The organism is Alphaproteobacteria bacterium LSUCC0684 (assembly GCA_041228335.1).
Taxonomy (GTDB): domain Bacteria; phylum Pseudomonadota; class Alphaproteobacteria; order Puniceispirillales; family UBA1172.
In genome coordinates, this window is sequence record CP166130.1 from 1,149,997 (window position 1) to 1,171,451 (window position 21,455).

General features: G+C 54.9%; 24 protein-coding genes and 4 tRNA genes. 24 read left to right on the forward strand and 4 right to left on the reverse strand.

From position 1 onward, the window contains the following. Positions 1 to 149 precede the first annotated feature (149 nt). The 15 genes from AB8880_05395 (at position 150) to AB8880_05465 (ending at position 8,810) form a co-directional block, all read left to right on the forward strand. The gene (locus AB8880_05395; GenBank protein ID XDZ66824.1) at positions 150 to 623 is read left to right on the forward strand and encodes a Na+/H+ antiporter subunit E; all 474 of its coding nucleotides are present in this window, start codon (positions 150 to 152) and stop codon (positions 621 to 623) included. After that, positions 620 to 883 carry a monovalent cation/H+ antiporter complex subunit F gene (locus AB8880_05400; protein ID XDZ66825.1) on the forward strand — a complete coding sequence of 88 codons (264 nt, stop codon included), beginning with the start codon at positions 620 to 622 and terminating at the stop codon, positions 881 to 883. The genes AB8880_05395 and AB8880_05400 overlap by 4 nt, the downstream gene beginning before the upstream one ends. After that, the gene (gene mnhG, locus AB8880_05405) at positions 883 to 1,224 is read left to right on the forward strand and encodes a monovalent cation/H(+) antiporter subunit G (GenBank protein ID XDZ66826.1); all 342 of its coding nucleotides are present in this window, start codon (positions 883 to 885) and stop codon (positions 1,222 to 1,224) included. Before AB8880_05400 ends, mnhG begins: the two co-directional genes overlap by 1 nt. Continuing rightward, the gene (locus AB8880_05410; protein XDZ66827.1) at positions 1,221 to 1,787 is read left to right on the forward strand and encodes a DUF4040 domain-containing protein; all 567 of its coding nucleotides are present in this window, start codon (positions 1,221 to 1,223) and stop codon (positions 1,785 to 1,787) included. Before mnhG ends, AB8880_05410 begins: the two co-directional genes overlap by 4 nt. Continuing rightward, positions 1,787 to 2,224 carry a Na(+)/H(+) antiporter subunit B gene (locus AB8880_05415; GenBank protein XDZ66828.1) on the forward strand — a complete coding sequence of 146 codons (438 nt, stop codon included), beginning with the start codon at positions 1,787 to 1,789 and terminating at the stop codon, positions 2,222 to 2,224. Before AB8880_05410 ends, AB8880_05415 begins: the two co-directional genes overlap by 1 nt. Continuing rightward, complete coding sequence (locus tag AB8880_05420) at positions 2,224 to 2,616, forward strand: cation:proton antiporter subunit C (GenBank protein XDZ66829.1); 393 nt, start codon at positions 2,224 to 2,226, stop codon at positions 2,614 to 2,616. Before AB8880_05415 ends, AB8880_05420 begins: the two co-directional genes overlap by 1 nt. Then, the gene (locus AB8880_05425; GenBank protein XDZ66830.1) at positions 2,613 to 4,109 is read left to right on the forward strand and encodes a proton-conducting transporter membrane subunit; all 1,497 of its coding nucleotides are present in this window, start codon (positions 2,613 to 2,615) and stop codon (positions 4,107 to 4,109) included. The genes AB8880_05420 and AB8880_05425 overlap by 4 nt, the downstream gene beginning before the upstream one ends. Continuing rightward, on the forward strand, positions 4,106 to 5,560 hold the full coding sequence (locus AB8880_05430; GenBank protein ID XDZ66831.1) for a proton-conducting transporter membrane subunit: 1,455 nt from the start codon (positions 4,106 to 4,108) through the stop codon (positions 5,558 to 5,560). The genes AB8880_05425 and AB8880_05430 overlap by 4 nt, the downstream gene beginning before the upstream one ends. Continuing rightward, positions 5,557 to 5,808, forward strand: coding sequence for a hypothetical protein (locus AB8880_05435; GenBank protein ID XDZ66832.1), 252 nt, complete (start codon positions 5,557 to 5,559; stop codon positions 5,806 to 5,808). The genes AB8880_05430 and AB8880_05435 overlap by 4 nt, the downstream gene beginning before the upstream one ends. Further along, the gene (locus AB8880_05440) at positions 5,801 to 7,489 is read left to right on the forward strand and encodes a Na(+)/H(+) antiporter subunit D (protein XDZ66833.1); all 1,689 of its coding nucleotides are present in this window, start codon (positions 5,801 to 5,803) and stop codon (positions 7,487 to 7,489) included. Before AB8880_05435 ends, AB8880_05440 begins: the two co-directional genes overlap by 8 nt. Then, positions 7,473 to 7,904 (forward strand): DUF192 domain-containing protein, encoded by a 432-nt coding sequence (locus AB8880_05445; GenBank protein XDZ66834.1) that lies wholly within the window; start codon positions 7,473 to 7,475, stop codon positions 7,902 to 7,904. Before AB8880_05440 ends, AB8880_05445 begins: the two co-directional genes overlap by 17 nt. Positions 7,905 to 7,963: 59 nt before the next feature. Continuing rightward, positions 7,964 to 8,040: transfer RNA gene (locus AB8880_05450), tRNA-Pro, on the forward strand. A 118-nt stretch (positions 8,041 to 8,158) separates the two neighbouring features. Next, positions 8,159 to 8,235: transfer RNA gene (locus tag AB8880_05455), tRNA-Pro, on the forward strand. A gap of 112 nt (positions 8,236 to 8,347) precedes the next feature. Further along, positions 8,348 to 8,653 (forward strand): ETC complex I subunit, encoded by a 306-nt coding sequence (locus AB8880_05460; protein ID XDZ66835.1) that lies wholly within the window; start codon positions 8,348 to 8,350, stop codon positions 8,651 to 8,653. 80 nt (positions 8,654 to 8,733) lie between these two features. Then, a tRNA-Arg gene (locus AB8880_05465) sits at positions 8,734 to 8,810 on the forward strand. A gap of 102 nt (positions 8,811 to 8,912) precedes the next feature. On the opposite strand, the gene AB8880_05470 is transcribed toward AB8880_05465, so the two are convergent. After that, on the reverse strand, positions 8,913 to 9,062 hold the full coding sequence (locus tag AB8880_05470; GenBank protein ID XDZ66836.1) for a hypothetical protein: 150 nt from the start codon (positions 9,060 to 9,062) through the stop codon (positions 8,913 to 8,915). Positions 9,063 to 9,330: 268 nt separating this feature from the next. Between AB8880_05470 and AB8880_05475 the strand changes: the two genes are divergently transcribed. Then, the gene (locus AB8880_05475) at positions 9,331 to 10,968 is read left to right on the forward strand and encodes a GMC family oxidoreductase (protein ID XDZ66837.1); all 1,638 of its coding nucleotides are present in this window, start codon (positions 9,331 to 9,333) and stop codon (positions 10,966 to 10,968) included. Positions 10,969 to 11,005: 37 nt separating this feature from the next. Here the strand turns inward: AB8880_05475 and AB8880_05480 are convergent, their stop codons facing one another. Further along, complete coding sequence (locus tag AB8880_05480) at positions 11,006 to 12,160, reverse strand: glycine cleavage T C-terminal barrel domain-containing protein (GenBank protein ID XDZ66838.1); 1,155 nt, start codon at positions 12,158 to 12,160, stop codon at positions 11,006 to 11,008. A gap of 133 nt (positions 12,161 to 12,293) precedes the next feature. Between AB8880_05480 and AB8880_05485 the strand changes: the two genes are divergently transcribed. The 6 genes from AB8880_05485 (at position 12,294) to glnT (ending at position 18,256) form a co-directional block, all read left to right on the forward strand. Then, positions 12,294 to 13,079, forward strand: a complete 786-nt coding sequence (locus AB8880_05485) for a methyltransferase domain-containing protein (GenBank protein ID XDZ66839.1) — start codon at positions 12,294 to 12,296, stop codon at positions 13,077 to 13,079. Positions 13,080 to 13,197: 118 nt separating this feature from the next. Next, on the forward strand, positions 13,198 to 13,830 hold the full coding sequence (locus AB8880_05490; protein XDZ66840.1) for a helix-turn-helix domain-containing protein: 633 nt from the start codon (positions 13,198 to 13,200) through the stop codon (positions 13,828 to 13,830). A gap of 127 nt (positions 13,831 to 13,957) precedes the next feature. Continuing rightward, positions 13,958 to 14,851 (forward strand): glutamine amidotransferase family protein, encoded by an 894-nt coding sequence (locus tag AB8880_05495; GenBank protein ID XDZ66841.1) that lies wholly within the window; start codon positions 13,958 to 13,960, stop codon positions 14,849 to 14,851. Between the two features lies 1 nt (position 14,852). Beyond that, complete coding sequence (locus AB8880_05500) at positions 14,853 to 15,536, forward strand: protein GlxC (protein XDZ66842.1); 684 nt, start codon at positions 14,853 to 14,855, stop codon at positions 15,534 to 15,536. A gap of 13 nt (positions 15,537 to 15,549) precedes the next feature. Continuing rightward, complete coding sequence (locus AB8880_05505) at positions 15,550 to 16,890, forward strand: FMN-binding glutamate synthase family protein (protein ID XDZ66843.1); 1,341 nt, start codon at positions 15,550 to 15,552, stop codon at positions 16,888 to 16,890. Positions 16,891 to 16,948: 58 nt separating this feature from the next. Continuing rightward, entirely contained in the window at positions 16,949 to 18,256 is a 1,308-nt protein-coding gene (glnT, locus tag AB8880_05510) for a type III glutamate--ammonia ligase (GenBank protein ID XDZ66844.1), read from the forward strand. Positions 18,257 to 18,316: 60 nt separating this feature from the next. On the opposite strand, the gene AB8880_05515 is transcribed toward glnT, so the two are convergent. Next, complete coding sequence (locus AB8880_05515) at positions 18,317 to 18,778, reverse strand: helix-turn-helix transcriptional regulator (GenBank protein ID XDZ66845.1); 462 nt, start codon at positions 18,776 to 18,778, stop codon at positions 18,317 to 18,319. 383 nt (positions 18,779 to 19,161) lie between these two features. Further along, positions 19,162 to 19,251 (reverse strand) — tRNA-Ser (locus tag AB8880_05520). A 199-nt stretch (positions 19,252 to 19,450) separates the two neighbouring features. On the opposite strand from AB8880_05520, the gene AB8880_05525 reads away from it, so the two are divergent. Together AB8880_05525 and AB8880_05530 are read left to right on the forward strand one after the other, a co-directional pair. Continuing rightward, positions 19,451 to 20,380, forward strand: a complete 930-nt coding sequence (locus tag AB8880_05525; GenBank protein ID XDZ66846.1) for an AEC family transporter — start codon at positions 19,451 to 19,453, stop codon at positions 20,378 to 20,380. Positions 20,381 to 20,462: 82 nt separating this feature from the next. Then, positions 20,463 to 21,452, forward strand: coding sequence for a lytic transglycosylase domain-containing protein (locus AB8880_05530; protein XDZ66847.1), 990 nt, complete (start codon positions 20,463 to 20,465; stop codon positions 21,450 to 21,452). The last annotated feature ends 3 nt before the right edge of the window (positions 21,453 to 21,455 follow it).

Below are 21,455 nucleotides of genomic sequence, written 5' to 3' on the forward strand. Positions count from 1 at the left end.
TTAACTTTAAATATATCGAGATTCGGGCTTGAGCACAACGCAGGCGTCATGGATTGATCAGGAAAATCGTTCCGCATGAGGGCTATCGGTATTGTAATGATGAATTTTCCGTTTAGAATGCTTCCAGGATAGGGGGCAGTGTATTTATCATGTTGAGGACCGGTCTTCATTTTGTCATCCTGATGCTGCTCTGGCTGTTGATGTCCGGCCATTACACGGTGCTGGTCACCGGGCTCGGCGTGGTGAGCGTGGCTTTCGCCGTGCTGATGGCAAAAAGGATCAATGCCGCCGATGCCGAAGGCCTCCCCCTTCACATGGTCAAGCGACTGCCCGGATATTCGATCTGGCTTTTCCGTGAAATTCTGATGTCCAATATCGCCACGGCCAGAGTCATTCTGGGGAACAGGCCTGATCCGGAAATTTTCCATGTCCCCTACAGCCAGAAGACGCCAGCCGGTGTTGCGGCTTATGCAAATTCCATCACCCTGACCCCGGGCACGGTGACGGTTGATATCGATGAGACCGGGTTTCTGGTGCATGCGCTTGATGGCAGTTTCGGCGATGACGTCCGGTCAGGTGAGATGGACCGCCGGATGAGCATAACGGAAGGCGGTGCGGGATGATCGCTGTTGCCGCTCTCGCCGCCCTTGCGGTGGCAATTCTGATTTCGCTGATCCGGGTTGCGCTCGGGCCGACGGCATTTGATCGGGTGCTGGCGGTCAACAGTATCGGCACGATGATCATCCTCGGCATAGCGCTGCATGGATTTGCCATGGGACGCCCTGAATTTGTAGATATTTCGGTTCTCTACGCCATTCTGAATTTCATTGGCACCTTTGCCGTGCTCAAACTGTTCAGCACCGGCACGCTAGGGGACAGATAATGGATAGCGTGATTTTCATCCTTGCCGCTATCTGCTTTGCCATCGGCAGTCTTGCCATCCTGATCGGGGCGTTCGGTCTTGTCCGGATGCCGGATGTGTTTTCACGCATTCATGCCGCGGGGATGGTGGATACCGCCGGCGTGGCGTTCATGATCCTCGGGATGATATTTATCTCACCGTCATGGCTCGTGACGGTGAAGCTTTTGCTCATTGGTGTTTTTCTTTTCTTCACCAGCCCCATTTCGGGGCATGCCATCGCCCTTGTTGCCAGGCAATGCGGGGTCAAGCCCGAGGGCAGGGACCTGACCGTTTCCACCAGCAAAAAGGGGAAAAAGTCGTGACCGTGCTGCTGATCAATATTTTCCTTGTGTCGATGATGGTGGTCATTGCGGTGCTTGTCTTGCGCACCCGCCGATTGTTTGCGGCGATCGTGATGGCGGGGGCATATTCGCTCATCTCTGCTGCGATGTTCGTCAATCTGGATGCGGTGGATGTGGCCTTTACCGAAGCTGCGGTCGGGGCCGGCATTTCAACCGTGCTCCTGCTCGCGGCCATGGCCCGCCTGCCTGCCGAGGAAAAGGAAGGAAGGGTGCAGGTTGCTCTTCCGCTTTTGATCTGCCTCATCGCCGGGGGGATGCTGGTGGTGGCTGTTTTCAGCCTGCCGCCGTTCGGGGCACCTGATGCGGTTGTCCATCTGCATGTGGCGCCTCGGTACCTCGCGGAAAGCAATGACGTCCTTCATATCCCCAATGTCGTCACCACGGTGCTGGCCAGCTATCGCGGGTTTGATACATTGGGCGAGACCATCGTGATCTTTGCCGCCGGTCTCGGGGTGCTGCTGCTGCTCGCGGGCCGGACCCGGGATGCGGCGGAAGATGATCGCCGTGAGGAGGAGGGCGAGTGATGAAATCCAATCCTGTCTTCCGCACGACAACCAAGATCCTGTTTGCACCGATCATTCTTTATGGTCTCTATGTCCAGTTTCATGGTGATTTCGGGCCCGGCGGGGGGTTCCAGGCCGGGGTGATCATTGCGGCGGCCTTTATTCTCTACGGAATTGTTTTCGGGCTCAAGGATGTCAAGAAAGTTGCGCCGCCCGGGATTGTTGCCGTGCTCATGGCCGTCGGCGTGATGATCTATGGCGGGGTTGGTGTCGCAAGCCTCATTCTTGGTGGTGCGTATCTCAATTACAGTGTTCTTGCCCATGACATGGCCCATGGCCAGCATTACGGGATATTGCTGGTGGAACTGGGCGTGGGGGTCACGGTGACCAGCGTCATGCTGGGGCTCTACTATGCTTTTGCCGGTTTTAACGGTGCCGGGAGGGGAGATGATGGCTGATGCTTGAAACACTCCTGATGCAGTGGAACTATCTTGTCTTTGTCATGTTGATGATGACCGGACTTTACATCGTGATTTCACGCCGGAATCTGGTCAAGAAACTGATCGGTCTCAGCATTTTCCAGACCGCGTTGTTTCTGTTCTATATCTCCCTTGGCAAGGTTGCGGGCGGGACGGCGCCGATCATTGTTCCTGATGGCGCCGAAAGCGGTGTTCTCTATTCAAATCCGCTTCCACATGTCCTGATCCTGACGGCCATTGTGGTCGGCGTTGCGACAACGGCGCTCGGGCTGGCGCTGGTGCTCCGCATCCGTGAAGCCTTCGGCAGCATCGAGGAAGATGAAATTCTTGCCATGAAGACGAAAGAAGACCAGGAGAGCAGGGCCGAATGAGTGTGTTTTTCGAAAATCTTCCGGCACTCGTGGTCGTAACGCCGCTGCTTATGGCGGCGGTCACAGCGGTCATGCCAGCACGTCTGGCCAATCTCGCGTGGATGCTGGCCCTTGCCAGCACCGCGACAAGCCTGATCGCCGCATGGCTGAACAAAGCCGCCGCCGGGGGGGAGAGGATCTCCTATGCGCTTGGCGGATGGCCGCCTCCCTGGGGGATTGAATTCGTGACCGACGGGGCATCCGGTCTTGTCACGGTGGTGATTTCAAGCTTGGCCTTTGCTTCAACTATTTACGCCAAGCCATTGATAGAAAATGAAATTGCAAAGGGTGATATTCCCCGTGTTTATGCCGCCTGGCAGCTGACGGTTGGTGCGCTGCTTGGTCTGGTGATGACGGCGGATGCTTTCAATCTTTTTGTCTTCCTTGAAATCTCCGCCCTTTCGGCGGTGACATTGATTGCCATGGGGGCAGGGAAAGACCGGCGTGCCCTTATCGCGGCCTATAATTACCTCGTGATCGGCGCGGTCGGGGCGACATTTTACGTCATGGGGGTCGGGTTTCTCTATGCCATGACCGGCACGCTCAACATGGCTGACCTGGCCGAACGCCTGCCTGATGTAACGTCGCGGGCGCCGGTATATGTCGGCATGGCGTTCATGGTGGCGGGGATTTTCGTTAAAGCCGCGGTATTTCCGGTGCATATGTGGCTTCCAGCCGCCTATGGATTTGCGCCGACGGCCGTCTCTGCCCTGCTTGCCGCGGTGGCAACGAAAGCCTCCATCTATGTGCTGGGCCGCCTGATCTTCACCGTGTTTCATGATCTCGGCGAGATCGTGGATCTCATGCTTGAATGGGTGGTGCTGCCGGTATCGCTCATGGCGATTTTTGTCGGCACTATTCTGGCCATCTGGGCGCGTGACCTCAAGACGCTTTTGGCCCAGTCGTCGATTGCCCAGATCGGGTATATCACGCTTGGCTTCGGGCTTGGGACAAGCGCCGGTATCAGCGCCGGTTTCATCCATATCGCCAATCACGCGCTGATCAAGGGCGGGATGTTCATGGCGGTGGGAGCGATCGCGCTCGCGCTTGGGAAAAGGGCCGGGATCGGTACGATCGAGGGATTTGGCCGGCTCATGCCTGTTACCGCGTCGGCCCTGACGATTTGCGGGCTCTCGCTGATCGGTCTGCCCCTGACCGCCGGGTTCATTTCCAAGGTCTATCTTGTGCTGGCGATCATCGCATCCGATTACTGGATGATTGCGGCGCTGGTGCTGTTGTCGAGCGCGCTTTCGCTGATCTATCTCTGGAAAATGATGGAGGCCTTGTGGATGAAACCTGCTCCGCATGGTGTGATCATAAAGGAGAATCCAGCCGTTTACCTGCCGCTATGGCTGATCGCGCTTGCCAATATCTGGTTCGGGATTGATGCAACCCTGGTGACGTCATCGGCTGAAGCCGCCGCCGCCGCCCTGATGGCAGGAGCCGGATCATGATGGATGTCACGACGGCTATGTGGGTTGGAATATTCGCCCCTCTGGTGGTGGCAATCCTGATCCCGTGGCTTGCCGTGCGGTCGAACTGGCGTGACGGCGCCGGGCCTCTCGGGGCGGTTATCAGCTTTGTCGCGGCCCTGACCGTGGCGCAGGATGTTCTGGCAGGAAACACGCCCGAACTCGTACTGGTCACGATTGCCGAAGGGCTTGAGATCAGTTTCCGTGTCACCCCGCTCGGGGCGGTGTTCGGATGCGTTGCCTCCGGCCTCTGGATTGCGGCCGCGCTCTATTCTACCGGATACATGCGCGGCAATCATGAAAAGCACCAGACACGGTTTGCGGTCTGCTATGCCATCGCGGTGCATGCGGCCATGGCGATCGCCTGGTCCGGCAATCTGATGGTGCTGTTTATCTTCTATGAGATTCTGACCTTTTCGACGTATCCTCTTGTTACACATAAGGAAAGCCAGGAAGCCATCCGTGCCGGACGGCTTTACATGGGGATACTGGTCGGCACATCAGTGATCCTGCTGCTGCCGGCGGTCGTCTGGGTCTGGATGGTGGCGGGAACACTCGATTTCACCAAAGGCGGCGTACTGGCGGGCAGGCTTGCGCCTGAATATGCCGCGGCCATGGTGGCGCTTTTCGCCTTTGGCGTCGGCAAGGCGGCCCTGATGCCGATCCACCGCTGGCTGCCTGCGGCCATGGTGGCGCCAACGCCGGTTTCAGCGCTGCTCCACGCGGTTGCGGTGGTCAAGGCAGGGGTATTCACCATCCTGATGGTCATGGTGTATATCTTCGGGATAGATTTTCTGCGGATAACAGGTGCATCGGAGTGGCTCGCGTGGCTTGCCGGGTTTACCATCCTCGCGTCATCGATCGTGGCGATCACCAAGGATGACCTGAAGGCAAGGCTTGCCTATTCCACCATCAGCCAGCTTTCCTATATTGTGCTTGGTGCGGCACTGGCGACATCATCGGCGGTCGAGGGCGGGGTTGTGCATATCGTGATGCATGCCAGCGCCAAGATCACCCTCTTTTTCTGTGCCGGGGCGATTTATGTGGGCGCGCATCTGACAAAGATTTCCGAACTTGATGGATTAGGGCCGAGGATGCCGCTTGTTTTTATTGCCTTCTTCCTCGGGGCGCTTTCGATCATCGGTATTCCGCCGATGGGAGGCAGCTGGTCCAAATTCATGCTGATGACGGGATCCATCGAGGCCGGAATGCCGGTGATGGTCGCGGTGCTGGCGATATCATCCCTGCTGAATGTGTATTACCTCCTTGAGCCGGTCTTCCGGGCATTTTTCCGCCCCACAAACACCGAGATCAAGATAGACAGCCCGATCCTGACCGTTCTGCCGCCGGTCGCGACAGCCATACTTAGCCTGGTGCTGTTCTTTGCCATCGGTTACCTGACCCCTTTCAGCCAGATGATGGTCTCGCCATGAAAAAAATTACGGAAACAAGTATTCGACTAAAGGAGATGGGCGCGTGGATGACACTCATTCTTTTTGGCCTTGGTGTTTTGCTCATCGTTCTGGAATTTATTGTTCACCGTCATGGTGAAACCAATCTTGAGGATATTCCGCTGTTTCCGGCTTTCTATGCTTTTGGGTCGTCCGTTTTTGTGGTGATTGGCGGAATCATTTTGCGTAAATTTATCATGCGGAGTGAGGATTATTATGGCGATGATTGATCTCACTCCCGGATTGGTTATGATGCTGGCGGCATTTGTTGTGCCGTTTATCCCTCATCATATTCGCCAGATTGTCATGCTTGGGGCCATAGCCCTGTCCGCCATGAGCCTTTCCGCCGGCGAAGGTTTTCATTGGATAGTACCGGTTCTTGGCCAGCATCTCATCCTTCACCATGCGGATAATCTGACGTTTCCATTCGGGGTGATTTTTCATCTCGCCGCCGCGCTCAATGTAATTTATGGCTGGCATGAGAGAAAACCGATGGAACATACCGCTGGCCTTGCCTATGCAGGGGCAGCGATAGCGGCGGTGCATGCAGGCGATCTTATCAGCCTCTTTATCTGGTGGGAAGCCACAGCGGTCACGTCGGTATTCCTCATCCTCGCGTCGGGTGGAGAGCGGGCCAAGAACGCCGCCATGCGGTATCTTCTCGTCCAAGTCGCTTCAGGTGTGTTGCTTATTGCAGGGGCGGCTTTTCTCTGGCAGGAAACCGGAAGCTGGTGGTTTGGTGCGATGGAGCTCGGATCCGTCGGCACATGGTGCATCTTCCTTGCCTTCGGGATAAAGGCCGCATTTCCGTTTCTTAATGGCTGGTTGCAGGATGCCTATCCCGAAGCCACGGTTATCGGCACGGTCATGCTTTCAGCCTTCACAACTAAACTGGCGATCTATGCGCTGGCACGCGGATTTGCCGGAACGCCGGAACTCATCTGGATTGGCGCAGCCATGACAGCCTTTCCTGTTTTCTTCGCAGTTATTGAAAATGATCTCCGCCGGGTTCTTTCGTTCAGCCTCAATAACCAGTTAGGCTTCATGATCGTCGCAATAGGTATTGGAACCGAACTCGCGATCAATGGCGCGGTGGCGCATGCGTTTGCCCATATTATCTACAAATCCCTTTTGTTCATGTCGATGGGGGCGGTGCTGTATCGCGTCGGTACGGTAAAGGCGTCCGAACTTGGCGGGCTATACCGGTGCATGCCCATGACCATGGTATTTTGTATCATCGGGGCGATGTCGATTTCGGCCTTTCCGCTGTTTAGCGGATTTGTGGCCAAAGCGCTGATCATGTCGGCCACCGGTTATGAAGGTCTTGTTGTGATTTATATTATACTCCTTGCCGCATCGGCCGGGGTGCTGCATCATTCGGGTATAAAGATTCCATATTTCACCTTCTTTGGACATGATGGTGGCCATGACGTTAAAGAGGCGCCGGTGAATATGCTGATAGCCATGGGTTTGGCGAGTGTTTTCTGTATTGGCATTGGGGTATTGCCACAGCTGTTTTATCAGATACTGCCCTTCGCCATCGACTACCAGCCCTATGATGCCAGCCATATCGTCGGGCAGCTTCAGGTGCTGATATTTGCCATGCTCGCTTTTGTTTTCCTCATGCGATCGGGTTATTATCCGCCAGAAATCCGTTCTACTGTGCTGAACGCCGACTGGTTTTATCGCCGTCTTGCGCCGATGATCCTCGGGCCGGTGATGCGCGGGGTGCTGAGGCTTGCGCAAGGTCTCGACGGGCTGGTCATCCGGTCAGCCAGAACAATTATTGCAGGCGTGCGGTATCTTTCGCATCTGCCGATGGCAGGGCCGGTGATACCAGGTCCGGCGGCACTTGTTCAGCTTGGGGTGCTGACGCTGCTGCTGATATTGATCTATGTTGCGCACGGTTAGGCTTGCTTTTGTCGGGATTCTGCTTTCGGCTGCCGCCGGTGCCGCGGATACGATTACCCTCATACTGAATACCGATAAAGGGCAGCATCAGCTAGCGGCAGAACTTGCCGATACACCAGCGGAACGGGCGCACGGGCTCATGTGGCGGGAGGATTTCGGGGCAGGGGACGCGATGCTCTTTGTTTTTCCCGAAGCGGCCCCAAGGGCCTTCTGGATGAAAGATACGCATGTTTCCCTTGATATCATCTTTTTTGCGGATGACGGCTCCTGGATCAATACCCATGCGCATACGACACCGTTCAGCACCGAAAGCCTGCCTTCTGAAGCTCCGGCCAGATATGTGCTGGAATTGCCTGCCGGAACTGCGCTGAAACTCGGCCTGGGTGAGGGAACTTACCTGAAACTGCCGGAATAATCTGGCGAAAGTGACTTGAGGGTTGATTTAAAGAAAAATACTGGATAGAAAGCCAGTGTCGGAGTGTAGCGCAGCCTGGTAGCGCATCTGGTTTGGGACCAGAGGGTCGGGAGTTCGAATCTCTCCACTCCGACCATTTCCCGAAGGCTTTTCTTTATATCTCGCTTCTCTGCAAACGCGCCTCGATTTTTTCATCCATGGCACCTATCCTGTTGACAGGGTGAAGCAGGCGATTTAAGACGAAATCATCCGATCGGAGCGTAGCGCAGCCTGGTAGCGCACCTGCTTCGGGAGCAGGGGGTCGGAGGTTCGAATCCTCTCGCTCCGACCATTTTTCCCGTTCTGTTTATATTGGATCTTTCACCGCCTCAAGGCGCGGTGCAAGATAACTTGATTTTGCCCGATAGCAGGCCTAGAAATGATGCATAGAATGGGAGAAGAACATGCGTGTTCGTATTTATCAGCCAGCCAGGACGGCCATGCAGTCCGGCAAGGCCAAGTCAGCGGAATGGGTGCTTGAATACCCGCGGCAGGACAAGGCCGTGCCTGATGCCCTGATGGGCTGGCAGTCTTCAGCTGATACGCTGAAGACGGTTCACCTTCATTTCGATACTTCGGCGGATGCCATCGCCTATGCGGAGGCAAACGGGATGGAGTATGTCCTTCTCAGAACAGGGCAACGCCGCCAAAAACTCAGGGCCTATGCGGATAATTTTGCCTTCGGCAAACGTCAGGCCTGGACACATTAGGCACACATTAGGCAGATTTTACGCATCGGGCGGATTTCCGCTTTAGATTTTTCCGCATGGATCTGATATATCAAGGGTACGGTTCCGTAGCTCAACTGGATAGAGCAGCTGACTTCTAATCAGCAGGTTGCAGGTTCGAGTCCTGCCGGAATCGCCATCCCTTCATGTCAGCATTTTGACATGCAGGTGGACATGAAGTCAGGCGGGCCCTGGATAAAGGCCGTGGACTTCAAGATAGATCACGATGGGCGGTGATCAGCTAGAGTGGTGCGAAACCGGCAAACATGAAGATGGCAATGACACTCAACGTCATCATAAGCGTTTTGGCTTGCCTGTCTTTTCTTCTTGTTTCTGTTTCAAAGAAAAAGAAGGCGTTGGTTTTCACACTTGGAAAAACCGGCGAATACATGGGCTCATCTCCTCATTGGCTTTGCGTAAGGTGATCGAAAACATGCAAGAAGTGTGCAAACGGTGATCCGAAGCATCTAAAATTTATAATCTTCATGATTTTATGAAATTTTTGATGTATTTTTCCGGGGTATCACTGCATCGTGTCAATACATGATGTCGTTTTTCAGTATGATTTCTGCCGGCATCACTATTGCCGGGAAAATTAACCCCAAGTTAAGATCAGAATTCAAATTTCCGGAGTTGGTAAGGGATGCCAGATACCGCCTATGACAGAACAATATGATTACATAATAGTTGGCGCTGGCAGTGCCGGATGCGTGCTGGCAAACAGGCTCACCTCTTGTGGCCGATACAAGGTCTGTCTTCTTGAAGCCGGTCCGCCGGACTGGAATCCGATGATCCATATTCCCGCCGGTTTTATCAAGACGCTGGTCAATCCAAGTGTGAACTGGATGTATGAAAGTGAGCCAAGTGATGGCACCAACGGTCGCCGGATCCCGACACCAAGGGGAAAGGTGATCGGCGGTTCAAGTTCAATCAACGGGTTGATTTTCAATCGCGGCCAGCGGCTAGATTTCGATGTCTGGGCGCAGAAAGGCAATCAAGGCTGGTCCTATGACGATATATTGCCCTATTTCCGGCGCTTCGAGTCCTACGAGACGGAGGCGGATACCACTTTCCGTGGCCAATCAGGGGAGATGAAGATCACCGATCTCGCCTGGCGTGACCCACTCTGCGACGCCTTTATCGAGGGGGCGGAAAGTATCGGTATTCCCCGCAATCCTGACTATAACGGCGCGGTGCAGGAGGGGACCTCCTATATCCAGCGGACATCCACGGGCAAATTGCGGATGAGTGCGGCTCGGGCATTCCTCAAACCGGCACGAAAACGCCATAACCTTCATGTTATCACCCGGGCGCATGCAACACGGATACTGCTCGAAGGCAAGCGCGCCATCGGTGTTGCCTATCGTCGTGGAGACAACAATGGGAGAGAGACCGAAATCTTTGCCGGGCGTGAGGTAATCGTTTCCGGCGGGACGATCAATTCGCCGCAATTGCTCCAGCTTTCCGGTATCGGGCCCGGGGCATGGCTTCGGGATCTCGGGATTGAGGTTCATCATGATCTGGCGGGCGTAGGTGAAAATCTGCGCGATCATTACGGCACACGGCTTACGGCACGGGCCAAGAATATCCGCACCATCAATGAGCTGGCGCGCGGGCCGCTGCTGGTTGGTGAAATTGCGAAATATTTTCTCGGCAGGCGGTCAATTCTCGAACTTGGCCCGACGCTGGTTTACTGTTTCTGGCACTCGGATGAAATGGTGCGGAACTCCGACCTTCAGATCAGTTTTACCCCGGCAAGTTACAAGGAAGGCCTGCAAGCATGGCTCGATGATGAGCCGGGATTTACCCTGGCTTCATGGCAACAACGCCCCGAAAGCCTGGGCTATGTTCGTGCCCGGAGCAGCAATCCCTTTGATAAACCGATCATCCAGCCGAACTACCTTGCCCATGAAGAAGACCGGCGAGTCCTGCTTGCCGGCATCAAGCTAAGCCGCAGACTCATGAATACCGCCCCGCTGGCGCCATTTTTCGATTATGAAGCCTATCCGGGAAAGGATATCCAGAGCGATGATGAACTGCTGGATGTTGCGCGGCAGCGAAGCACCACCCTTTATCATCTGATGGGGACCTGCCGGATGGGGCCCAAGACCGACCCGACGGCGGTTGTTGATCACCAGCTTCGTGTTCACGGCATGGATAATCTGCGGGTGATCGACGCCTCCATCATGCCGACCATGCTTTCAGCAAATCTCAATGCAGGGGTGCTGATGATCGCGGAAAAAGGCGCTGATATGGTGCTTGGCAAAGATCCATTACCCTCAATACATGCTGGCTGATTTTGTTTTCCCCATTCCTGACCTGAAAGGAAAGTGATCAGGATTTGGCGATGGATTTTTTGGGATCGTGGAACGGCATTTCCGTTACCCGTGCCTGCCGAAACTCCGTTCCGGTATCGACCATGAGGGCTGTATCCATCGCGACATGCGCAATATCGACCATGGCCAGCGCGATATTCTGCTTTAGCCTGGGCGAATAAACCGCCGACGTCACCTTGCCGACCTGATGGCCATCTTTGCCGATTGGCCAGAAGCGGGTGTTCGGCCCGGCCAGCGGCGTGCCTTCAAGGATCAGCCCCACCAGTTTGCGGCTGATACCTTCGGCGGCAACTTTCTTCAACGCATCCTTGCCGATGAAATCAACATCACCATCAAGATTGATCAGCCGGTCCATTCCGAGTTCCAGCGGGTTGGTGTTGATATCCATATCGGCGTGATAGGAAAGCATGCCGCCTTCGATCCGGCGGATCGTCGAGGTGTGCCCGGGCTTGAGGCCAAGCGGGCTGCCGGTTTCCATGATGGTCTGATAGAGTTCATCTCCATCCTTGCTGTCGAGCAGAAAAATCTCATAGCCAAGTTCACTGGACCAGCCGGTCCGGGAGATGATCAGTTCAATCCGGCCGAGTGTTGCGCGCCTGAACCAGTAATATTTCAGATCAAGGATCATGTCGCCGAAAAGGGCGGTCATGATCTCGCGCGATTTCGGCCCCTGAAGCTGAAGCGGGGAGACGTCCGGTTCGGTGATGTCGACGTCGTAGCCGCCATGCGCGGCCAGCCCCTGTGCCCAGAAAAGAACATCGCTGTCGGCAAGTGAAAACCAGTAGCAGTCTTCGTCGATGCGGAGCAGAACAGGATCGTTCAGCACCCCGCCATGCTGGTTGGTCAGGATCACGTATTTGCACTGGCCGACGGCCATGGTGGACAAATCGCGCGGCGTCATCATCTGGACGAAGCGGCTTGCATCCCGCCCCTTGATCTGGACCTGGCGTTCCACCGCAACATCGCAAAGAATGGCATCATTGACGAGATTCCAGAAATTCTGTTCCGGGTCACCGAAATCACGGGGTATATACATGTGATTATAGACCGAAAACCCCTTAGCACCCCAGCGAACGGTGGCATCAAAAAAGGGGCTTTTCCTGATCTGGGTGCCAAATCCGAAATCATGAAGGGGGTTGTTTTTCTGTGTCAATTTCCGTGTCCTGTGGATGAGTTTTCAATACGCCATTCTTCAGATGGGTCGAATTTTTCGATAACAAGCCTCAATCTATGTCATATATGATGACATGAAGTAAAGGCGCTCAACAGGATATGGGGAGACGTTGATGAGCATCACCGATGAAGGCCATTACGGCGACAAGCAGATCCGCTTTCTTGAAACCGTGTGGGGGGAGGGGTTTCTTTCACCCGGCGGGGTTGAAGAGATTGATCTGGTGCTCAAGGGCATTGATCTTAAGGGGATGCGGGTGCTGGATATCGGGTGCGGCTGCGGCGGGGCGGCTTTTCATCTTTTACGTCAGCACGGGGCCGATACCGTGATGGGCATTGATATCGAGCCGCTGGTCATCGCGAGGGCCACCGAACTGGCGATGAAATATCAACTTCAGTCACGCGCCGGTTTCAACACCGTTGAACCCGGACCGCTCCCATTTGACGAGGACAGTTTTGACGTGATTTTCAGCAAGGATGCCTTTCTGCATATTCCTGACAAGGAGGCCCTGATGCGTGATTGCGCGCGAATCCTGCGTCCGGGCGGGATAATCGCTGCCAGCGACTGGATGCGCATTGATGACAATCCTCCGTCACCGGAGATGCGGGAATATATCAAAAGCGAAGGTCTTGATATGCATATGTGTTCGCTTGAAAGATATCAGCAAGCGCTCGCGGCGGCCGGGTTTGAGGATATCTCCCTCAGGGATCGCAACGACTGGTACAAGATGAAAGCCCGTGATGAACTTGCCGAACTCAAGGGGCCGTTGCGCAAGAAAATCGTCGATCTTGTCGGCGAGGCAGAGGCTGATGAAGTCACCGAAATATGGGAGAAAATGGCCAGGATGCTTGATATTGGTGAACATCGCCCCGGCCATTTTTCGGCCCGCCTGAACGCCTGATGATGTGCCTTCATGCTGAGCCTGTTACCTTGCGGCCTCATCACTCGGATCTGGTCAAGCGGGGCAAATCTGTGCCACCCTCATCCGAAGATCGCATCGCAGGACAGGGGCGGATGTCATGAGTAAAAAGATAACGCTGAGCCAGAATCCGCATCAGGCAAGTCACGCACGTGAGAAAGTGCTTGAGATCGCTATCGGACGGGCTATACGCGGCTTTCGCCGCCAGCAGGAGATCACGGTTGCCGACCTCGCCGAACGCACGGGCCTTTCAAGAGGCATGCTTTCAAAGATTGAAAACGGCAATATCTCCCCATCTCTTTCAACCCTGCAGAGTCTTGCTACCGCGCTCGGCGTGCCGCTTACCGGGTTTCTGCGCGGCTTTGAGGAAACACGCCATGTCAGCCATACCAAAGCCGGTGAAAGCGTCGAGGTCAAGCGGGCGGGCACAAGGGCCGGGCATCAGTATAACCTGCTTGGTCACCTGCAATCCGTGGCCAGCGGGGTGGTGGTTGAACCCTATATGATCACCCTGACCGAAACATCAGATACCTTTCCCGCCTTTCAGCATGATGGTGTTGAAATGATCTATATGCTTGAAGGAATTGTCGAGTATCGGCATGGGGACCGATTGTTCCGTCTTGAGGCCGGGGATACGCTCTTTTTTGAGGCCGATGCCCCGCATGGGCCTGAAGTGCTGGTCGAACTTCCGGCGCGCTATCTTTCGGTGATCTCCTATCCCCAGTCAAAATAGGCACAGGCCGGTGACAGGGGTCATCTCATCCATTTTTTATCCCCTCAAGAATAAAAGTTTCTTGTGAGTTTCCATAATTTCGCTACTATCATTTACATTCACCGATGGAATGATGGAGTGAAATGAGATGTGCGGCATTGTCGGACTTTTTCTGAAAGACAGATCGCTTGAACCTCGCCTCGGCTCTTTACTGGCGGATATGCTGGTCAAGATGTCGGATCGCGGGCCGGACAGTGCAGGTATCGCGATCTATGGAGAGGGCAAGGAAGGCCGAAGCAAGATCACGATACAGTCATCCCGGCCGGAAACAGATTTTCCTGATCTTTCCAAAAGCCTTGAGCAGGCGGGGATCAATGTTTCAATGGAAATCAAGGATACGCATGCGGTGTTCAGCCTCCCCGTGGCGGAGGAAGAGCGTTTTCATACGCTCCTGCGTGCCGATTTTGCCGCCATGCGCGTGATGAGCCGTGGCCAACACATCGAGATTTACAAGGAAGTCGGGCAGCCCAGGGACGTCGCGGCGCGTTTCGATCTTTCCGGGATGGGCGGGACCCATGGCATCGGTCACACGCGCATGGCAACGGAATCCGCGGTGACCACCATGGGGGCGCATCCGTTTTCAACCGGGGCGGATCAATGTCTTGTGCATAATGGCTCGCTGTCCAATCACAACAGCCTGCGCCGCAAGCTCCGGCATCAGGGCATGCCCTTTGAAACCGATAACGATACCGAAGTTGCGGCAAGCTATCTCAGCTATCGGATGATGGAGGGGGCGAGCCTCGGCGAAGCTCTTGAGAGCAGCCTTTCCGATCTGGACGGGTTTTATACGTTCGTTGTCGGCACAAGAGACGGTTTTGGCGTCTTGCGTGATCCCATCGCCTGCAAACCTGCCGTGATGGCTGAAACCGACCGCTATGTTGCTTTCGGTTCAGAATATCGCGCGCTTGTTAATCTGCCGGATATCGAGATGGCTCGCGTATGGGAGCCGGAACCAGCAACCGTCTATTTCTGGAAACATTGAAATGCAGCAATTTGATCTTGAAGCCGAAGGTCTTAGAAAACTCAACCAGACGCTGCACGCGCTCGGTAATGATACCAATCAGAAGACCTGGGAGGTCATCAACCCGCGCGGCAGCCATGCCATTGCGGTTGGACTTGATGTGCCCATCGAGGTCACTGTCCGGGGGTCAACGGGGTATTACTGCGGGGGCATGAACAAACAGGCCACGATCATCGTCGATGGTTCCGCCGGACCAGGTGTTGCTGAAAACATGATGTCCGGCAAGGTCATCATCGAAGGGGATGCAAGCCAGTATGCCGGAGCAACAGGGCGGGGCGGGCTGCTGGTGATCAAGGGCAATGCGGCGTCGCGCTGCGGTATTTCAATGAAAGGGATCAATATTGTCGTTCATGGAAATATCGGCCATATGTCGGCCTTCATGGCGCAGAAAGGCAATCTGGTGGTGCTTGGTGATGCCGGCGAAGCGCTTGGCGATTCCCTCTATGAAGCGCAGATTTTCGTCCGTGGTTCGGTCAAAAGCCTTGGGGCTGACTGTATCGAGAAGGAAATGCGCCCCGAACATATCGAGGTGCTGAAGACCCTGCTTGAAGACGCCGGAGCGGATGCCAAGCCAGAAGAATTCCGGCGCTACGGTTCAGCCCGCAACCTCTATCATTTCGACATTGATCACGCGGACAGCTATTGAGGGACATAAAAACATGGATGACGCATCGAAAAAAGCAATCCCGCCAACAGCACCGATTAAATCAGCGACCTTTACCGATCCCGTCAATGCCGAGATCCGGCGGGCAGCGGCAACAGGGATCTATGATATCCGCGGTGGCGGTGCCAAGAGGAAAGTGCCGCATTTTGATGATCTGCTCTTCCTCGGGGCATCGATTTCACGGTATCCGCTTGAGGGGTATCGTGAAAAATGCGCAACAAATGTCACGCTGGGGACGAGATTTGCATCGAAACCCATCGAAATTGATATCCCGATCACCATTGCCGGCATGAGTTTCGGGGCGCTTTCGGGACCTGCCAAGGAAGCGCTTGGTCGCGGGGCAACCATGGCCGGAACCTCAACCACCACCGGTGATGGAGGGATGACCGAAGAAGAACGCGGGCATTCAAAGATACTCGTCTATCAGTATCTGCCGTCACGATACGGCATGAACCCGAATGATCTGCGCCGGGCGGATGCGATCGAGGTTGTGGTCGGGCAGGGCGCCAAGCCCGGGGGCGGCGGCATGCTGCTGGGGCAGAAGATCAGTGACCGGGTGGCGGGGATGCGTGATCTGCCCGCCGGTATTGATCAGCGGTCGGCGTGCCGGCATCCGGACTGGACGGGGCCCGATGACCTTGAGATCAAGATCCTTGAGCTGCGGGAGATTACAAACTGGGAAAAACCGATCTATGTCAAGATCGGCGGGGCGAGACCCTATTTTGACACCACCCTTGCGGTCAAGGCCGGGGCGGATGTCGTGGTCATCGACGGCATGCAGGGCGGCACGGCGGCCACCCAGGATGTCTTTATCGAACATGTCGGCCAGCCTACACTTGCCTGTATCCGGCCAGCGGTCAAAGCCCTGCAGGACCTAGATATGCATCGTGAAGTTCAGCTCATCGTCTCCGGCGGGATCAGAACAGGTGCTGATGTGGCAAAAGCCCTTGCTCTTGGTGCGGATGCCGTTTCCATCGGTACGGCGGCGCTGATTGCCCTTGGCGATAATGACCCGCGCTGGGAAGAGGAATATCAGCGTCTTGGTACCACGGCAGGTGCTTATGATGACTGGCACGAAGGCCGTGACCCTGCGGGCATCACCACCCAGGACCCCGATCTCATGTCAAGGCTTGATCCTGTTGCAGGCGGACGACGTTTGCGCAATTATCTGAAGGTCATGACACTTGAAGCGCAAACAATCGCCAGAGCCTGCGGCAAAAGCCATGTGCACAACCTTGAGCCGGAAGATCTCTGCGCGTTGACCATCGAAGCATCAGCCATGGCCGGTGTTCCGCTTGCCGGAACAAACTGGATACCGGGCCAGGGGAGTTTTTAGAAAAGAGCCAAGGTGTATTACTGCCGGCCAGAAGGCCAATGATGAAGGAGAAATGAAGATGAGCGTTGATCTTGCCGCATTTGCCCGGGAAAAGGGCGTCAAATATTTTATGATTTCCTTTACCGATCTTTTCGGTGGACAGCGGGCCAAACTGGTCCCCGCCCAGGCCATCGCCGACATGCAGAAAGACGGGGCGGGTTTTGCCGGTTTTGCAACCTGGCTCGACATGACCCCGGCACATCCCGATATGCTGGCCGTGCCAGACCCGAACTCGGTAATCCAGCTTCCATGGAAGCCTGAAGTCGCCTGGGTTGCCGCAAACTGCGTGATGGAAGACCAGCTGGTCGAGCAGGCGCCGCGCAATGTGCTGACAAAACTGATCGATGCGGCGGCAAAGGAAGGCTTGCGGGTGAAGACGGGCGTTGAAGCCGAATTCTTTCTGCTGACGCCGGATGGAAGCGAAATTTCAGATGAATTCGATACCAGCCCAAAACCCTGCTATGATCAGCAGGCGGTGATGCGCCGCTATGATGTTATTTCCGAGATCTGTGATCATATGCTGGCGCTCGGCTGGGGGCCGTATCAGAACGATCACGAAGATGCCAATGGCCAGTTTGAGATGAACTGGGAATTCGATGACGTCATGAATACCGCTGACAAGCACAGTTTCTTCAAATTCATGACCAAATCCGTTGCCGAAAAACACGGATACCGCGCGACGTTCATGCCGAAACCTGTCGAAGGCCTGACCGGTAACGGATGCCATGTTCATATTTCGGTCTGGGACAAGGACGGCAAGGCCAATGCCTTTGCTGATGACAGCATGGAACTGGGATTGTCGCAATCCGGCCGGCATTTCCTTGGCGGGATCATGAAACATGCAAGCGCGCTGGCGGCGATTACCAACCCGACGGTCAACAGCTATAAGCGGATCAACGCGCCGCGCACCATTTCAGGTGCTACCTGGGCACCCAACACCGTGACCTGGACCAGCAACAACCGGACCCATATGGTGCGCGTCCCCGGGCCAGGCCGGTTCGAGTTGCGCCTGCCGGACGGGGCTGCCAACCCCTATCTGTTGCAATCGGTCATCATCGCGGCAGGGCTTGACGGGCTGCGCCATAAAGCCGACCCCGGCAAGAGATATGACATTGACATGTATGCCGAAGGGCACAAGGTCAAAGGGGCGCCGAAACTGCCGCTCAACCTGCTTGATGCCTTGCGTGCCTATGACAAGGATAAGGAGCTTAAATCGGCGATGGGGGATGAATTCTCTTCCGCCTATCTCAAGCTCAAGATGCAGGAATGGAATTCCTATGTGTCGCATTTCTCCAGCTGGGAAAAGGAAAACACCCTCGATATCTGAGCCAAGCCTTTCTTTGAAATCCAGAAAGGTTTTCCCCTCGGAGGGGGGGAGGATGGCGAATTACGGCAACCTGCCGAAACTGGCTGTCCTTTCCGGCTCATCAAGCGCCTGATCATCGATACCTGACTTTAGCGGAATGATTTCGATAAGGCCGCAGAGAATACAACGAAAACAGAGCTCGCTCCGGGATGACGCATTAAGATGGCGGCGAATCGCCATAAGATGCTGTTTGATGGTTACCGGCGAAAGATTAAGCTCCCGGGCGATGACCTTGTCGGATTTTCCCTGAATGGCATAGCCGAGAACAATGCGCTGGCGATAGGACAAGGAAAGGGTATCGTGCTTGAACACACGAATAACGGCATGGCCGATGGGAAACTCGATATAGCCTTCGGGATATTTCTGCTGACATGAGGGATGCGGGTATCGCTGCACATCAACTTCACCCGGCGAGGGAGGTTTCAAATCCTTCACCAGAGATGAAGCAATCATGGGTGCTTCGCTCGATTTTTTGATATTCATGTCTGTCCCTTGGTTTCCAGATGATTGGCCCGTCACCCTGGCATCGGGCCGCCAAAAGTCATTGCAAGCAACGATACTGCTTATTTACCCAAGGCGACGGTAGCTAATCGCTGCCAGACGGGCTGTTGTATTCAGCAGTCAACCCGACAAAGGGATGGCTGCTTGCATGACTTTTGAAATGCCATTGTGCCGCCATTGGACCCAGAGTCAAAGGCAAAAATGAAATCACTGCGGCTATTCCTGAATAGTCACCGTGCTGCCCATGGCATTAATTTATATTAGTTTTTTATAATTTAAAGAGGTGGCCTGCTTTCCAACGGCCAAAAACCCGCCGGAAAGCGGGTGAGTCCATCAGAAAACAGATCACAAACCTGGGAGGAAGATGGCGGACGGGGTGGGATTCGAACCCACGAAGGGCGTTAACCCTTGCCGGTTTTCAAGACCGGTGCATTCAACCGCTCTGCCACCCGTCCGGTGCTGCGTTCTATAGCATACTTGGGCGGGAAGTCCAGCCATCACAACCTATATGATCGAAATATTTGCCCCAGGCCGGATCATGTCGGCTCAAGAGGAGAGGTTTTTTGGTTTCATCGCAAAGACAGGGATGAAGCGGATGCAGCAACCGCGAATTTAGAAGATTTTCTTAACGGAAGTTTATGCTATGAGAAGGGCATGCTTGATGTTCTTTCGCTCTCCATTCCCTTTTTTGCGCTTATTTTTCTGGGTCTTGGCGCGCGCGCGATATCGTTCTGCGATGAAAACGGGGCGAAGCTGCTCTCCCGGTTTGCGTTCTTTGTGGCGCTGCCGCCGTTCATGTTCATCAATATCGCCGCCAGCAATGCGCAGGATATCCTCAACTGGGGGTTTGTCTGGAGATATGAGACCGGCACGATCGTGATTTTCCTGATCAGTGCCTTTATTGCGCGAAGTTTATTTCGTCTTACCCGATCCGAAACCGGTATTTTCGGGCTCAATAGCGTTTATCCGAATTATGGATATATGGGGGTGCCGCTGGCGATACTGGCCTTTGGCGAAGCGGCGGCCCTGCCGATGGCGCTGATCCTGCTGGCCGATACGATTGTCCTGCTGGCGCTGACGTCAATTTTCGTCTCCAAGGAAGGGCAGGGTATGCTGGATGTGCCGTTGCAGATCATCCGCACCATGGCGCGCAACCCGCTGATGATTTCGGTGATCTCCGGCCTTGCCTTTTCTGCCTTGGGAGTTGAAATGCCGGTGATTGCGCATCGTTTCATCATGATGCTCGCCGGGGCCGCGGCGCCTGTTGCCCTCTTTGCGCTTGGGGCGACACTTTACGGACAACCTATCCGCAGCGCCATGGCCGAACTGAATACCCTGACCATGATCAAACTGGTTATCCACCCCTGGCTGATTGCCGCGCTGTTCATCTTTTTTCCCGGCCAGGATATCCTCTGGGTCAAGGTTGCCATCATTTCTTCCTGCCTGCCGGTTGCGGCCAATGTTTTCATGCTGTCGCATGTCTATGGTGCCTATTCCGGGCGAACGGCTTCCACCATCTTCCTCAGCACGATGGTCGCCACCTTGACGGTGCCGGTCGTGCTATATCTGGTTTTTCTGCTTTGATTGACCACAAGATCGCGTTTCCTGTTGTCACAACCCCGGGCTGGATATAGGCTTGTTTTTATAAACACCGAGGGAGGCATTCATGCAGCGTTACTTGATGGGCGGTATTGCTTTGCTTTTGGGGGCGTCGTGTATTTCCTTTCACGCCGCCGCCAATGAAGAAAGCTTTGACAGCTGGCTTGCCAACCTGAGAAAGGAAGCCATCAGCAAAGGGATCAGCGAAGCCACCCTCGATGCGGCGCTGACCGGAATAGAACCTATTCCAAGGGTGATTGAACTTGACCGCAAGCAACCTGAATTCACCCTGACCTTTGCCGAATATCTCAATCTTGTCGTTCCGGATTCAAGGAAGGAACGGGCAAGAGACCGGTTCAGGACACATCAGGATCTGCTCACCAAGATCGGCAAGAAATATGGTGTTCAGCCCAGATTCATCGTAGCGCTCTGGGGGATTGAAACGGATTTCGGCCGCGTCATGGGCAGTTTCAAGGTTATTCCCGCCCTTGCCAGTCTTGCCTATGACGGTCGCCGTTCGGAATTTTTCCGAAAGGAGCTTTTCTATGCGCTCCAGGTCATCAATGAAGGACATATCACCGCCGATGCCATGATGGGGAGCTGGGCTGGCGCGATGGGCCAGAGCCAGTTCATGCCGTCATCCTTCATCCGCTATGCCCAGGATTATGATGGCGACGGACGCCGCGATATCTGGGGCACGCAGGGTGATGTTTTTGCTTCGGCGGCAAATTACCTCAAACAGGTCGGCTGGCGGGATGATATCACCTGGGGCAGGGAGGTGCGACTTCCTAAAAGTGGGGCGGCGGCGGCCGATAACGCCATGGCGCTGCATGATGCCAAAACATGGAAAGGGCTGAACGACTGGGCCGGGTTGGGGGTGACCAGAGCTGATGGGTCCGCACTCCCTGAACGGAACATTGAGGCCAGGCTTGTTCTGCCGGATGGCAAGGATGGACGAGCCTATCTTGTCTACAGAAATTTTGAAGCTATCCTGAAATGGAACAGGTCAAACTATTTTGCGATTGCGGTGGGCACCCTGTCCGACGCGATGAGATAATAT